At 63.7% G+C, this 12,418-nt stretch carries 13 protein-coding genes and 1 tRNA gene; 3 read left to right on the top strand and 11 right to left on the bottom strand.

What is annotated here, in order from left to right:
• Nucleotides 1-16: 16 nt before the first annotated feature.
• Both queA and CXP40_RS16405 read right to left on the bottom strand, forming a co-directional pair.
• Entirely contained in the window at nt 17-1,060 is a 1,044-nt protein-coding gene (gene queA, locus CXP40_RS16410) for a tRNA preQ1(34) S-adenosylmethionine ribosyltransferase-isomerase QueA (RefSeq protein WP_106734643.1), read from the bottom strand.
• 34 nt (nt 1,061-1,094) lie between these two features.
• On the bottom strand, nt 1,095-1,868 hold the full coding sequence (locus CXP40_RS16405) for an ABC transporter substrate-binding protein (RefSeq protein WP_256579467.1): 774 nt from the start codon (nt 1,866-1,868) through the stop codon (nt 1,095-1,097).
• 205 nt (nt 1,869-2,073) lie between these two features.
• On the opposite strand from CXP40_RS16405, the gene CXP40_RS16400 reads away from it, so the two are divergent.
• Nucleotides 2,074-2,158, top strand: a tRNA-Leu gene (locus tag CXP40_RS16400).
• Between the two features lie 193 nt (nt 2,159-2,351).
• Nucleotides 2,352-2,855 carry a hypothetical protein gene (locus CXP40_RS16395; RefSeq protein ID WP_106734641.1) on the top strand — a complete coding sequence of 168 codons (504 nt, stop codon included), beginning with the start codon at nt 2,352-2,354 and terminating at the stop codon, nt 2,853-2,855.
• A 219-nt stretch (nt 2,856-3,074) separates the two neighbouring features.
• On the opposite strand, the gene CXP40_RS16385 is transcribed toward CXP40_RS16395, so the two are convergent.
• Genes CXP40_RS16385 through CXP40_RS16370 form a run of 4 tightly spaced genes read right to left on the bottom strand, consistent with a single transcriptional unit; the run spans nt 3,075 to nt 4,499 of the window.
• On the bottom strand, nt 3,075-3,341 hold the full coding sequence (locus tag CXP40_RS16385; protein WP_106734639.1) for a hypothetical protein: 267 nt from the start codon (nt 3,339-3,341) through the stop codon (nt 3,075-3,077).
• Entirely contained in the window at nt 3,338-3,745 is a 408-nt protein-coding gene (locus CXP40_RS16380) for a hypothetical protein (RefSeq protein WP_106734638.1), read from the bottom strand. Before CXP40_RS16380 ends, CXP40_RS16385 begins: the two co-directional genes overlap by 4 nt.
• The gene (locus tag CXP40_RS16375) at nt 3,724-4,056 is read right to left on the bottom strand and encodes a DUF6527 family protein (RefSeq protein ID WP_106734637.1); all 333 of its coding nucleotides are present in this window, start codon (nt 4,054-4,056) and stop codon (nt 3,724-3,726) included. Before CXP40_RS16375 ends, CXP40_RS16380 begins: the two co-directional genes overlap by 22 nt.
• Nucleotides 4,053-4,499 (bottom strand): structural protein P5, encoded by a 447-nt coding sequence (locus CXP40_RS16370; protein ID WP_106734636.1) that lies wholly within the window; start codon nt 4,497-4,499, stop codon nt 4,053-4,055. Before CXP40_RS16370 ends, CXP40_RS16375 begins: the two co-directional genes overlap by 4 nt.
• Before the next feature lie 66 nt (nt 4,500-4,565).
• Here CXP40_RS16370 and CXP40_RS16365 point away from each other — a divergent pair, with 66 nt between their 5' ends.
• Nucleotides 4,566-4,769, top strand: a complete 204-nt coding sequence (locus CXP40_RS16365; protein ID WP_106734635.1) for a hypothetical protein — start codon at nt 4,566-4,568, stop codon at nt 4,767-4,769.
• Here the strand turns inward: CXP40_RS16365 and CXP40_RS16360 are convergent.
• The 5 genes from CXP40_RS16360 to CXP40_RS16335 form a co-directional block, all read right to left on the bottom strand.
• Nucleotides 4,766-5,002 carry a hypothetical protein gene (locus CXP40_RS16360; protein WP_106734634.1) on the bottom strand — a complete coding sequence of 79 codons (237 nt, stop codon included), beginning with the start codon at nt 5,000-5,002 and terminating at the stop codon, nt 4,766-4,768. The genes CXP40_RS16365 and CXP40_RS16360 overlap by 4 nt on opposite strands.
• Complete coding sequence (locus CXP40_RS16355; RefSeq protein WP_256579466.1) at nt 5,002-6,759, bottom strand: hypothetical protein; 1,758 nt, start codon at nt 6,757-6,759, stop codon at nt 5,002-5,004. The genes CXP40_RS16360 and CXP40_RS16355 overlap by 1 nt, the downstream gene beginning before the upstream one ends.
• The gene (locus CXP40_RS16350; protein WP_106734633.1) at nt 6,759-7,541 is read right to left on the bottom strand and encodes a hypothetical protein; all 783 of its coding nucleotides are present in this window, start codon (nt 7,539-7,541) and stop codon (nt 6,759-6,761) included. The genes CXP40_RS16355 and CXP40_RS16350 overlap by 1 nt, the downstream gene beginning before the upstream one ends.
• A 970-nt stretch (nt 7,542-8,511) precedes the next feature.
• On the bottom strand, nt 8,512-12,093 hold the full coding sequence (locus CXP40_RS16340; RefSeq protein WP_106734631.1) for a hypothetical protein: 3,582 nt from the start codon (nt 12,091-12,093) through the stop codon (nt 8,512-8,514).
• Nucleotides 12,094-12,157: 64 nt separating this feature from the next.
• Complete coding sequence (locus CXP40_RS16335) at nt 12,158-12,418, bottom strand: hypothetical protein (RefSeq protein WP_106734630.1); 261 nt, start codon at nt 12,416-12,418, stop codon at nt 12,158-12,160.

Genomic DNA, 12,418 nt, shown 5'->3' with positions numbered 1-12,418 from the left:
CAGGTGCGCGACATACTCAAACCTCGGGCCCGCGCGCGGCGGGATTGCGGGTGATGAACATGGCATCACCGTAACTGAAGAAGCGATAGCCCTGCGCCACGGCCTCGCGGTAAGCGGCCATGGTCTCGGGGTAACCGGCAAAGGCCGACACCAGCATCAGCAGGGTCGACTCGGGCAGGTGGAAATTGGTCACCAGGGCATCGACCACATGAAATGGGCGGCCTGGATAGATAAAGATGTCGGTATCGCCACTGAAGGGCTTCAACTCACCGTCTCGCGCGGCAGTTTCCAGCGAGCGCACGCTGGTGGTGCCCACCGCGACCACGCGACCGCCGCGGGCGCGACAGGCTGCCACGGCGTCGACCACATCCTGGCCGACCTCCAACCACTCACTGTGCATGTGGTGATCTTCAATCCGCTCAACCCGAACCGGCTGGAAGGTACCGGCGCCAACGTGAAGCGTCACGAACGCGGTTTCCACACCCTTGGCGCGGATCGCCGCCAGCAGTTCGTCATCGAAGTGCAGGCCCGCGGTCGGCGCAGCCACGGCACCCGCCCTCTGCGCATAGACGGTCTGATAACGCTCGCGATCTGCCTCGTCATCCGGCCGATCTATATAAGGAGGCAGCGGCATATGGCCGACGCGCTCCAGCAGCGGCAGTACCGGCTCGGCAAAACGCAGTTCGAAGAGCGCGTCGTGACGCGCGACCATCTCGGCCTCACCACCACCGTCGATGAGAATCTGCGAGCCGGGCTTGGGCGATTTGCTCGAACGTACGTGGGCCAGCACGCGGTACTGATCCAGCACGCGCTCCACCAACACTTCGAGCTTGCCGCCAGAGGCCTTCTGACCGAACAGGCGCGCCGGAATCACTCGGGTGTTGTTGAACACCATGAGATCACCCGGACGAAGCTGCTCCAGCACATCGGTGAACTGGCCGTGGCGCAGCGTGCCGCTAGGGCCATCGAGCTGCAGCAGACGGCTGGCACGACGCTCGGCCAGGGGATGACGAGCGATCAGCGACTCGGGAAGGTCAAAGTGGAAATCGGCAACACGCATGATTCGGAGGGGTAATTTTGCAGGGTGGCAGAGCTTACCGGATTTCCACTTGGCCGGCCACGTGAGCCTGCGGCGCATACCTGGCGACGATACGAGCCAGCGTGCCATCGGCCTGCAAGGACAGGATGGCAGCATTGAATGCATCGAGCCGGCCCGCAAAGTCTCGATGCAAACGCAAGCGCAGCTGAGAGCGATTGACCGTCGGCCCCTCCTCGACCTGCCAGCGTGACGCCTGCAGTTGCGCGTCTTCATGCTGAAGATAACGCCACTCCAAGCGATCCAGAATCCCGGCCTCGCTGCGCCCCTGAGCAACCAGATAGATCAGCGCCCGCACATCGGCCCCATCGTTGCGCTGGAAATACTCGCTACCGGCGTAACCATAACCACGCACCGTGGCAATCGAACGCCCCTGCAGGTCCTGCAGACGCTGATAGGCAAAGCGCCTGCCAGGCGCGAAGATCAGCATTTCCTCGGCCTGCAGAACCGGCACTGTCCACAGCGAGACTTCGGCCTGCTCGGCGTCGCTGCGCCAATTCTTGCTCACACAGCACTCGATCTGCAGATACCCCTCACGGAACAGCTTCTGCGTACGCAAAGGCGGCTGCGGATGACTGGCTTGCAGCTGTTCAGGCAAACGCTCATCCAGCGCGAGCATTAACTCATGGAAGATGCCGCTGACCCGCTGATCCTCGACAATCCAGTACGGCATCCAGCTTTCATCGGTCACGGCATAGGTCAGCGTTCCGGCCTGCGCAACAGGCGCAAGTAGCAGACCGGCAACAAGTGCACCACACAAGACGTTGATCACTCCCCCTCCCAACATTGGACTGCCCCGACACCTTTATATACGCCACACCCAGCGCACTTGATGACAGCTGGCGATTCTAGCCGCAACGACGCAATCAAAGCCGGATGCCACTAGCTGCGCCATTGGCCGTTGGTAGCTCAACCGATCACTGCACTAACGCCGATTGACCGACGCCAGGCGCATCCCTATACTGCGCCGCCATTGTGCCCCGGTGGCGGAATCGGTAGACGCGGCGGATTCAAAATCCGTTTTCGAAAGGAGTGGGAGTTCGAGTCTCCCCCGGGGCACCACGAAACAAACGAAAGGCCTTGATTTTCAAGGCCTTTTTTTATTCCTGGCGTAATCTTGGCGTAACGACTTTTCAGCCGGCCGGCAGCCAAATCGCAGGCACAAAAAAAGGCCCGGTGCCGCAGGGACTCCCCCACGGCACCGGGCCTTTTTCATGGATAGACAAAATATACTGTATCCAAATACAGTATTTGCATGACGCTTTACGACCTCCAGCACAGACGCCTCAGCCTCAGCCAGTGGGTATCAGCCTACAGCTACGACGCTGCCTGGCGGAACATCGAGGTTGAGCATTACGCCTATCTGCGTGACCGCGCCAACCAGCTGCTGCTGTTCAGCGAGATCACGCACGAGATCCGCAACTTCCTTGTCACCGAGGCGTTTGACAAGTACCTGGCCTTTATCCGCCTCAATGCCGAGGCCGAGCTGAGCTGGATGCTGCACTATCGATACGACGTGCTCGAAGGCGACAGGATCGCGGGCAAGATCGGCGAAGGCGGACACCTTTACTCGCTCGATCACAAGCTGCTTGGCTGCGTCAGCGACACGCCTGGCGTCGTGCCGCGAATCATCCAGTACGTCGACTATGCTCCAGTCGTCGTCGGAACCCTCGACGGCCTGCAAATCCACAGACCAACAGGCGAGCCATGGCGCATGACCCTACGCCGAAACCTCAACGTGCAGCTTTGGAGGCTGTGATGCAAACAGACCTAGTAATTCATGACGCCTTTCGCGCAGCCCTAAATCGGCCAAACCAATCTGACAGCACACTCATCGAACACTTCAAGATAATCGTGCGCAGGTCTCCACCAAGCGCAGATCGGTCCATGCTGGAGGAATACATCGAGAAGTATGAAACTGGCGACAAGACCACAGCCTCTGCAGCACGGTTATGGATGCTCATGACGCTATAACCCGCTACTTACAAGCATCAATAGCAGCCTCTAATCGCACCTCATACGCCTTGCGCTGCAGCCGCTCCGACCGCAGCGCTCGCATCTGTTCATCAATCGACGCGCCGATGGGCAGCACGTCGACGGCAAACACCGGCCGGGGCACGCGCTCAGCGCGGCAGGGTATCTGCACCGGCACCTCGACGCGTACCACGGCAGGTTCGGGCGGTTCAGCCACCTGGCCGGCACAGCCAGTCAGCACCAGGCTAAGGGCAACAGTCAGTCGCTTCATTGCGCACGCTCCCGGCGTAGTTCATCGTCGAATGCCGCCGAGGCTGCAGCACAGGCATCAACCCCGGCCGGCGTGCGCTCCTGTAGCACCTGCTGAGCTTGCTGGTCTGCCTGCTGCGCCCTGCCCTCGGCCTGCTGCTGTACATCCCTAGCACGGGTAGCGCGCTCCAGCTCGGCCGCGCGCAGATCCGCCAGTGCGTCATTCTGCTCGATCACCTGGCCGAGCAAGTTGGTGCGCGTGGCACGGCAAGCACCCAGCTTGTCAGCATCCTGCAGCCGCTCGCCGCGCTCAGTCTGCAGGTCATCCTGCAGGCCACTAACGCGGATCTGCTGCACCACGACCAGCACCAACCCGAGCAACAGTGCCCAGCCCCAGGCCGGGACTAACTCCACCAATTTGCCCATGCTTCCTCCCAGTTCGGCAGCTCGATTGTCTTGCCGGCTAAATGGTGAGTGCAGTCGCCCAGGTACTGGATCTGCCCGTCAGTGATGAACGAATGGCACACGCGGTCCCCATCGCTCCACTTGTAGCGACAGAGCACCGAGGGCGTGAAGGTCGGCGAATCGGCGTTGTTGTTGTAGCCCCAGCGAGGCCCTGGCCCGTCACCGGTCTGGATGGTGTGCGGCATATCGCACCCCAGGCAGAAGAATGAGAGAGCACCAGGTGCCGATTCAGCCAGGCACCGCGATATGGCCTTGAACTCATAGCCACTCATGCCAGAGCCCTCCGCACACCCTCGTCGATCACAGCATCGGCATACGGCTGGCGTCCGTTCTCGTGCTTGATGATCTCGACCACCAGCGCCCGCAGCACGGGCCGCTGGCGAACGTCGATGACGGTATCGGATTTGACGCCGAGCGCCCTGGCGACAGCCGAAATGTAGGCCTCGGTATCGTTTTCGTGTCCCGGCGCCCAGCGGCTAATGGTTTCGCGCACGGTGTCGATACCATGCCCGCCAACGCCCGGCATACCATCCTTGCCCCGGTAGTTCAGCAACAGCTTGGCCAGCGCGCGGATACCGTTCTCAGGCGTATCGAAACGGGCGAAGCGCGGCCGAGGCACACCCAGCTCCAGGCCGAGCTGGCCTTGCCAGTTGTTGCGCGGGTTGAAGTCGATGTTGCCGGGGTTGTTGTTGCGGACGCCACGTGGTGTGGACATAGTTTCCTCCAGGCGAAAAAAAGCCCGCACGTGGCGGGCGTAGATTGGTCAGTTCAAGAGGTGGTCATGGGTGACAAGCTGGTGCGGCGCGGGCTCGCCCGCAGAGTGGCGAGGCAGTTCGCAGCAGCGCAGATCCTCGATGCCGAAGCGGCCGCGCTGACATTCGCGGACGAAGCGCTATCAGCCGAGGAAAGGCTGGAGGCTCACGCCGAGCTGCGAAGGCTGGCGAAGAGCATCATCGAACCCAACCCCGAGGACTACCCCGCCTAAACATCCACATCAAAATGCGGCAGATCCGGCGCCGGGCCGGTGATCGTGCCGTCGGCTATGTAGGCCTTGCTGTTCACCGGCACGTCGACACCGCGAACGGTGACGCGCGTACCGGTGCGTAGCTCTACCTCGCTTAGCCCCGCCGTGGTGTTGATGCTGCGCACGGTGGCCACGGTGCGCACGCCGCCAGGCAGCAGGCCGATGAAGCGTTTCCAGGGGTTGATCGTTGCCATCAGTGGTGCCGCTCCAGTCTGATCTGCTGCGATACGCGCACGGCGCCCGTGCCCTCGGCGCTGATGTCCACGCCGAGGCACAGGCCTACCCACGCGCCAGTTTCCTCGGGCACGCGGTACAGGTGCGCCGGCAGGATCAGCCCGACGCCGTGGTCATCGCTGAACGGGAACAACGGAATCGTCACGCTGACAATCTCGATGTTGCCGCCCTTGCTCAGCTCGTGCGTGCCGCGCGCCTGGTTGGCGGGCTGGTCGGTCAGCCAATCGTCGAACACGTCGGGCGTTGGGTTGTCGCCGGCAGTGCCGGCACGGCGCACGAGCATCGAGCAGCCGACCGAGGTGCCCGAGGTGTAGCAGGCATTCCACGCGGGCTGCGGCGTCCACTCCCCGCCCAGGTCCGTCATCATCGCGGGCGGAATCACCCGCGTGATCGGCGCGTCGACGTCGTTCCACTGCCAGGGTGGTAGCGGGTAGCGCGGCATGATGTCCAAATGGTCACTGTCACGTGCCGGCAGCACCACGCCGCCGATGGTCTCGGCCAGGCGGGCGATGACTTGCATCGGGGTCTGGCTCTGATAGCTCAGCGAGCCGGCCGGGAATGTCCAGTCTGTTGCCTGCCAGGCCAGGGTAAACCCTGTGTTCAGCAGCTCGGCCTCGGCGGCCTGCGCGGCGTTGATCTGCGCCGCGTTCAACCCGCTGCGCAACGGCGCGTATGGCGCGGCGAGCAGTTGCCCGCGCGTGGCACCGGTGATGGTGTAGGCCTCGGCCGGAAACTGGCGCTTGCGGCTGTAGCGCTCAATCAGCACCACCCACTTCCAGCCATTCACATCCAGTTCCAGCTCGCCAGCGCCCTCGGCATCGGGCTGCACCAGCTCCAGCGCCGCGCGGGTGAAGATGTCGGCGCTAAACGTCCAGCTGAAGCTGTCGGCGTCTAGCCCGATCTTGATGTTCTTCGCCTCGATGGGCGTGCGGCTCGGCAGCGCCACGAGGTTGACGGTGTTCGCAATCATGTAGGTATCCAGAATGGTCGGATCGGGCGGCGGCTCCGGCAGCGGTTTGACAGGGCCGGGATAGTCGACGTAGGGCAGATCAGTCAACACGCCGTCGACCTGCCTGGCCTTGCCCCAGGGCAGCGTGCGCCCCAGGTTCAGCCGTCGCGCCGACTGCCAGCGCAGGCGGGTGCGGCGCATGTCGGTCGGCTGAATCGCAGGCGTCTCCGGCACGTAGCGGAAGTCAAAGAACACCTCGGCCGACGTGCTGGGGAAGTACGGCCGGCCGCCGAACTCGAACACAAGCCAGTTCGGGCCAGGGACGTAGAGGCTGTCTTGCAGGGCGGTTTCGGCATTGAAGCGCGGGCCGTACTCATTGACCCGTCGATGCCCCGCCGCGATGGCCAGATCCTTGCGCGCCGGCTTGGGGTTGTAGATCAGCCGAAGGCGCAGGTCACGCGGCTTGATGGTGTGATCCCAGCCGCTGGCCACCGCCAAGTCTTTCGCCGGCACCCATCCCCACGGCTGTGCGCTGGCTTGTGCATCGAGCCTGCCCGCAACACCCCAGCGCGCGGCGTGCTGCAGATCCCGCGTTGGCACCCGCGCCCACGGCACATCTGTTGCGCGCCGATCCGCAACGCCAGCGATCCGCCAACGCGCAGCGGCGCGCCGGTCGACCTGGCGCAGGGCATCCCACGGAATTGCAGACGCAGCGCGGTCGGCCGAGGCCGCACGGCCCCAGCCTCCAGCAATTGAAACGCTGATCATCAGACTACCTCGACAGGCCCCGGCCCCAATGCAATCGGCTGAAAGTAGCGGCGAGCCACAGCACGCGCAGTGCCCAGGGGCTGCGATGGGTTCTCGCCCACCGCAGCCCACCAGGCCGGCTCAACGGACGGCAGTTGGCCAGCCTGGGTGATCTCATATACCCACCCCGTGTACTGCGTCGGGCGGATGCGCTGGCCGACCTGCACGGCTAAGTCAGCGACGAAGCGCACGCCGTAGTCATCGACTGCCAGCGCATAGACATCACCCCCAACAACGCGCAGATCGATCTCAACAGAGCCGCCAGGCGTCGGGCCGTAACCGGCCAGGCGCCACTCGCCGTCTATCGGCCGCTCCAGAAGCACGACCTCACGATTGACAGGCAGGCGCTCAACCCGCACACGCGCGGCGACCCGCGCTGGGTCGCCCTGCTGGCCACCACCCTCTCCGCTGGTAATGTTGAACGTGTACGTGCCCGACTCAGCGAACGCCAGGTAAGTGGCCCGTATACGGCGCGGGAGAGCATCATCCAACCCTATGGCCAGCCACTCACCCTGAGCTAAAAACACCGCCAAACTTACCGAGCAGGTGTTGGAATACTCCCCGCCCTCCGCAAAGAAAACCAGCTGTACGTCCGCGATGTCGCTGTATCCCCTGAATAGCCTGAGAATTTTAGGCGCAGAGGTGACCTCACCATCTCGCAGGAACCTAAATTGCAGTTGAATATGCGGTGGGGCCGGTGGCGGACTAAGCGTTAGAGTGTAAGGGGTGTAAAGGCTGGCCATCACCAAAACTCCGGGTTATCAGTGAGCAACCAAAACGGGACGCTCCAACTGCCCATGCGCGCGAAGTATGCGTGCCCGTCCCCCAGATCGATTGGGGTATTCGCCGTTCGGACGGTCAGATCAACAGGATGCCCAAGGCACCGCGCGGCATAGGCCGGGAGCGTCACGGGGTAAAGCTCTGGACAAACCGCAACGCCCCGGAGCCTCCCAGCTACAACAGAGGGGCTACCCGCTACCCAGCTGGCCGCGACTAGAGATACTGAGTCCAACGGCTGCACAACCCCGACCGTCTGCACAGTCAATGCCAGACCAGGCGTGATGATGGGCAGTGCATTCGCCCCCACGAGCAGCCCGGACGATGGATCTTTTAGAGCAGTAAACCCACCCTGACCTGAAAATCTAGGAGGGATAGCACCCGCAACAGCAGTAGACGCCCCGCCACCAACTGAAATGAAGTTGCCAGAGGAATCCTCACCCACATAAAACGTGAAGCAGCCGTAATCTAACCCTGCGCCGTTGAGCGATCTGTCCGTAGCAACGGAATCCCCTGCTACGGCAAAAATAAAGGTCCTGTCATCGGCGATAGCTACCCATGACGATGCAGTCGTAAATGCGAACGACCACATAGTGATGGCTACCTGGGGCAGTGAAGATGCAGCGGCATTGCCAGTCTTCACCCCATCCCCCTGAATCACTCCCCCGCTTACTCCCGAGAATGTTTCAGCTAGATACACCCGGACAGACTGGCTGGAAAACGTGAAACAGACATACCCGCTATGCACTCCGTTACGGAGAACAATATGATCCGCACCCTCTGCAATCAGCTCCCAGCCAGCGGACGGGAGCCCGCCAAAGCCCGACACTAAACAAGCCGTGAGAATGGTTTTTATAGCGTTGAAGCTGGCCTGCCCCGACGAGCTATAAGTAAGGGCCGGCGCCCCCACCTGATCCCTGTGATATACGCGAGCCATCAGTCAGCATCCCCCCGTACTTGCAGTTCGAACTTGTCATCATCCACCGTGCCCTGCCCGCTGATAACGGTGCGAATGCACCACATCGGGCCAAGCGCCGAGTCCGTGTTGAAGCGCACCGCATTACCAGCCGCCCAGCCGGAGCCCCAGCCCTCACGACGGATCGTGAAGTAGGGCTGCCCGGTCAATGCGTTGATCGGCGCGCAGTCGGTGCTGGTGTTGCCGGTGGCGATCACACCCAGGCGTTCCTCCACCACGTTAAACGCGGTACCCGAGGTGAACACCAGCGCCCACTTGCCAGCGATGCCACCCGCATTGGTGATGATTGGCGGATAGCTCAGCTGGTTGTATTGCGCCGTGGTGGTGTTGCCGATGGGCGCATCGGTCCAGTTCGGTGCGCCCTGGCTCCACGTCTGCTGCGTGAACCATGTGTGAATCCGCGCCTGCAGGTCACCCCACGCCACCGCGCTCGACACCATGGCTTCGCCGGCCGGCAGATCCCACGGCAGCGGCGCACTGAGGCCCAGCTGACCGGTGATCTGCACCTCGGTGCACATGGTCATGTGCTCCACGCGGTCGCGCACGATCAGCGGCAGACCGAGTGGGTTGCCCTCCTCGTCCTGCAGCACCAGCGGGTTCGCCCAGGTCACGGAGCCCAGCTCACGATCAGCCGTGAACGAGTCAGCGCGCAGCACCGTGCCGGCACCGTCCACCACCTCGATCTCGGCCTGCTGCGCGCGGTCGAGTTGCAGCGTGCCGCCAGCAGTCGGCGATGCCACCACCGTTTCGGCGGTGTGGTGAATCACCAGCACGTCGCCATCGCGGTACACCGGCACGCGGCCATCAGCCGGCAGGCGCACCGGGTCAAGACCCAGCAGGCCGGCATCGAGCGGCAGGCGCGTTTGCACCACTGCGTTGTAACGCAGCAGCAGCGGAATCACGGCGATGTCGCTCGCCCCGGTGTCATCGTCCGGGTCGGTCGTGAACGTCAGCCGGGTGATACCGGTGGTTGCGTCGACAGTGCCGCGCACAATGCCGGTATTGAACTCGCCGTTGAGGTTGCTCACAGCGGTGATCACCTCGGCGGTATCCGCTCGCACCGCTGTCACCTGCATGCTGCCCGCGCGCAGCGGCGCACCTGGGGTGCGGTACGTTGCAGCGGTCACGCTAAAGCCTACAGCCGCCGTGAGGCACGCCAGCACGCTCACCGCGCCCGAGGCGTTGCCGCCGTAGCTGCTGAGCGTGGCGGTACGGTCGGCATAGTTCACAGTGCCAACCGCTACGCCGCCATTGGTGTTACTAGCAACGTCGCGGTACAGGATGCCGGAGCGGTCGCAGTACAGCCCACCGTTCCAGCTGAACAACAGCGAGCCGGGCACGATGGGCTCGGCCACGCCGGGCAGCAGCTCGACAGTGATACCGGGCTGCGCCTGGCTGGCGGTTTGCGGGTCGGTGCTCACGCTGTCGGCCTGGGCTGAGTGCTCGACGGTGCCGCCGAACGATTCGCGCAGCTGCACGTTTGTGGTCACCAGCACCGGCTCAGTCGCACGCGGGAAGAGTGCAGAACCCTTACTACGGTTGCTGTAGGTGTATTCGGTGTAGTCGTACAGCGCCGCCACCTGCAGCGTGACCTGCCCGGTGGTGTAGTTGATGCTGCCGACGCGGCCGCCCTGCCAGCCGCCATTGCCGTTGTCGTTAGCGACGTTGGCGATATCACGGTAGCCGTCGTAGATCGGCAGCGCGTTGCCTGCCTCGATCACGCTCCAGTTGACGGCCGGCGCAGCTTGGCGGCGTGTGGTCATCCAGTTGACGCGCACACTGCCCGGCTTGAACGGCGCACCGGGAATAGTGAAGGTTGCGATGCCGCTGCCATCGCTGCTCACAGCCATGGCGCCGCTGTTCACCGCGCCGCGCTCCCAGGCGTAGGCAATGCCACCGCTCGGCGTGGCACTCAGCACCATCACCACTTCGCCCGAGGCGTAAGCGATGGTGCCGGTGCCCCCGGTACCGCTTAGCACGCCCTGGCCATTGTCAGTGAGCGTGCGCACGGTGCCCGCCGTGAAAGTCGCCGAGAACGAACCCGGCAGCACCCCGCCCTCGGGCAGGGTGTAGCGCACCTCCAGCTTGGGCACGACGCTGCCGCCCGAGCGCTCGGTGATGGCGTTGTCAGCCGAGCTGACGTAGCTGTAGACCAGCGAGCTGCCGACATCGGGCAGCGCGTCGAGCGTCAACGACACCGAGCCGGTGCCAAACGAGATGGTGCCAGCGCCTTCGCCAGTCAGCAGGCCGTCGCCTTGGTCGCGCAGCTCGTACCACTTGCCTAGGGCCATGAAGCTGACGCTGAGCGTGCCTGCGCGCGGCACGGCGCCGGAGAGGTTCAGGGTGTAAACGTAGCCACGGTTGCCGAGCGTAATTTGCACCTCACCGGTAATCGTGTCACCGGTCGCAGCCGCGCCAGGGCGATAGGTGCCGTTCGCGCTACCCGTCCAGCTGGTGCCGGTACGGGCCAGGGTGATCTCGCCCGTCTGGTAATCCACGCGGCCAGAGCTGAGCCAGTTGCTGCCGCTCACATAGCGCAGGCCGCCCTTGCTGTCGTCGCTGTAGGTGCCACCGTTGGCCACGATGGTCAGCGTGCCAGGCGCACAACCGGTGCCGAGGAACGTGCGGGATTCGCCCGCCAGCGCGCCGGCAGCAACGGTGAGCGCAACCGAACGAGACGGCCCGGCCGGCACGTAGATCTGCCGCTGATAGCCGCCCAGCACGTCGACAAGCGCCGACTCTTTAGTTGTGCTCGGCACCAGTTGGCTGTAGACCGACTGCACGCGCAGAGTCAGCGCGCCCTGCGCAACAGCCTCAGCCAGCGGGCTGATACCGTAGTAGCGGGCAGCATCGGCCACCTGGGTGGACAGCACACGGGCTTTGGCCGCGCCGCTCAGCGCCGTCGACGAAGTGCCGGCCGGCGTGACCTGGCCGCCTGGGAACTCATTCAGCAGCGGCGCGCTGATCTGCAGATCCAGCCGGCGCCGGGTGAAGTTGACGAAGTTGCCGTTGCCATAGTCGAAGGTGAATTGCTCGAGGCGAGCGTCAACGCCGGTCAGGCGCACGTATTGCGCAGCGGTGGCGGTTACCAGCTGGAACACCTCGCCGATCTCCGGCACGCGCTGTTCCTCACGCTGCACGCACGCGATGGCACGCTGGCCGGCCAGCTGGGTGCCGAGCAGATCGAACTGCGCAGTGGTCGCGGCCGCCACGTAGCTCTCGATGGCGTTCTGCGCGTCGCGGCGTTCGTCGATCTGGCTGCCGGTGTTGAACAGCAGCACGCTCACGCGCGGGTCAGCCGACGACTTGGTGACGATGGCGTGAGCACCCAGGTAGGCATCGGCGTTCTGCGTCATCGGCCCGCCGAACAGCTTGCGCAGGTTGATGCGGCCAGTGGTGCGGTCGAGCCGGCTGATGTCAGGGAACACGTTGTTCACTTCGCCATCGACCACGGCATTGCCAGTGGCGCGCCCGCCGCCGTCGTTCTCGTCTGTCAGGCGCTGGCTTTTCAGCAGCTTTACGTCAGTTGCGGCAATGGTCATGCCATCAATCTCCAGGCAACAAAAAGCCCGCGCGGTGGCGGGCTTGGTGGAATACAGGGGCGGATCAGTCCGCGGGGTCCGCGGGGTAATCCCAGCGAACGAGATAACCAGGCCCCGACACAGGGCCAAGCCTGGCGATGGCCTCGGCAACGGTTTCAGGTGACGACTCATCGACCTGCAGTTCGAGGTCATCGGCGCCCAGCTGGAGCACGTCATCGATACGCCAGCGACCAGGCGCCTCGTGACGATCCATCACCGCAATCGCGTCGGCTGGGCTGGCGGCGGCAACAATGTTGCGGCCAAGCGAGTAGGCAATCAGAGCCAT

Source organism: Pseudomonas sp. YY-1 (genome assembly GCF_002843095.1).
Taxonomy (GTDB): Bacteria; Pseudomonadota; Gammaproteobacteria; order Pseudomonadales; family Pseudomonadaceae; genus Aquipseudomonas; species Aquipseudomonas sediminis_A.
This window is presented reverse-complemented; position numbering and strand designations above follow the sequence as displayed.

What these genes read in the sequence shown, in the direction of transcription:
- CXP40_RS16360 (WP_106734634.1), bottom strand. Translation starts at nt 5,002, where the DNA reads ATGGCAACGATCAACCCCTGGAAACGCTTCATCGGCCTGCTGCCTGGC.
- CXP40_RS16370 (WP_106734636.1), bottom strand. Translation starts at nt 4,499, where the DNA reads ATGTCCACACCACGTGGCGTCCGCAACAACAACCCCGGCAACATCGAC.
- CXP40_RS16340 (WP_106734631.1), bottom strand. Translation starts at nt 12,093, where the DNA reads ATGACCATTGCCGCAACTGACGTAAAGCTGCTGAAAAGCCAGCGCCTG.
- CXP40_RS16355 (WP_256579466.1), bottom strand. Translation starts at nt 6,759, where the DNA reads ATGATCAGCGTTTCAATTGCTGGAGGCTGGGGCCGTGCGGCCTCGGCC.
- CXP40_RS16365 (WP_106734635.1), top strand. Translation starts at nt 4,566, where the DNA reads ATGGGTGACAAGCTGGTGCGGCGCGGGCTCGCCCGCAGAGTGGCGAGG.
- CXP40_RS16375 (WP_106734637.1), bottom strand. Translation starts at nt 4,056, where the DNA reads ATGAGTGGCTATGAGTTCAAGGCCATATCGCGGTGCCTGGCTGAATCG.
- queA (WP_106734643.1), bottom strand. Translation starts at nt 1,060, where the DNA reads ATGCGTGTTGCCGATTTCCACTTTGACCTTCCCGAGTCGCTGATCGCT.
- CXP40_RS16385 (WP_106734639.1), bottom strand. Translation starts at nt 3,341, where the DNA reads ATGAAGCGACTGACTGTTGCCCTTAGCCTGGTGCTGACTGGCTGTGCC.
- CXP40_RS16335 (WP_106734630.1), bottom strand. Translation starts at nt 12,418, where the DNA reads ATGGCTCTGATTGCCTACTCGCTTGGCCGCAACATTGTTGCCGCCGCC.
- CXP40_RS16395 (WP_106734641.1), top strand. Translation starts at nt 2,352, where the DNA reads ATGACGCTTTACGACCTCCAGCACAGACGCCTCAGCCTCAGCCAGTGG.
- CXP40_RS16380 (WP_106734638.1), bottom strand. Translation starts at nt 3,745, where the DNA reads ATGGGCAAATTGGTGGAGTTAGTCCCGGCCTGGGGCTGGGCACTGTTG.
- CXP40_RS16350 (WP_106734633.1), bottom strand. Translation starts at nt 7,541, where the DNA reads ATGGCCAGCCTTTACACCCCTTACACTCTAACGCTTAGTCCGCCACCG.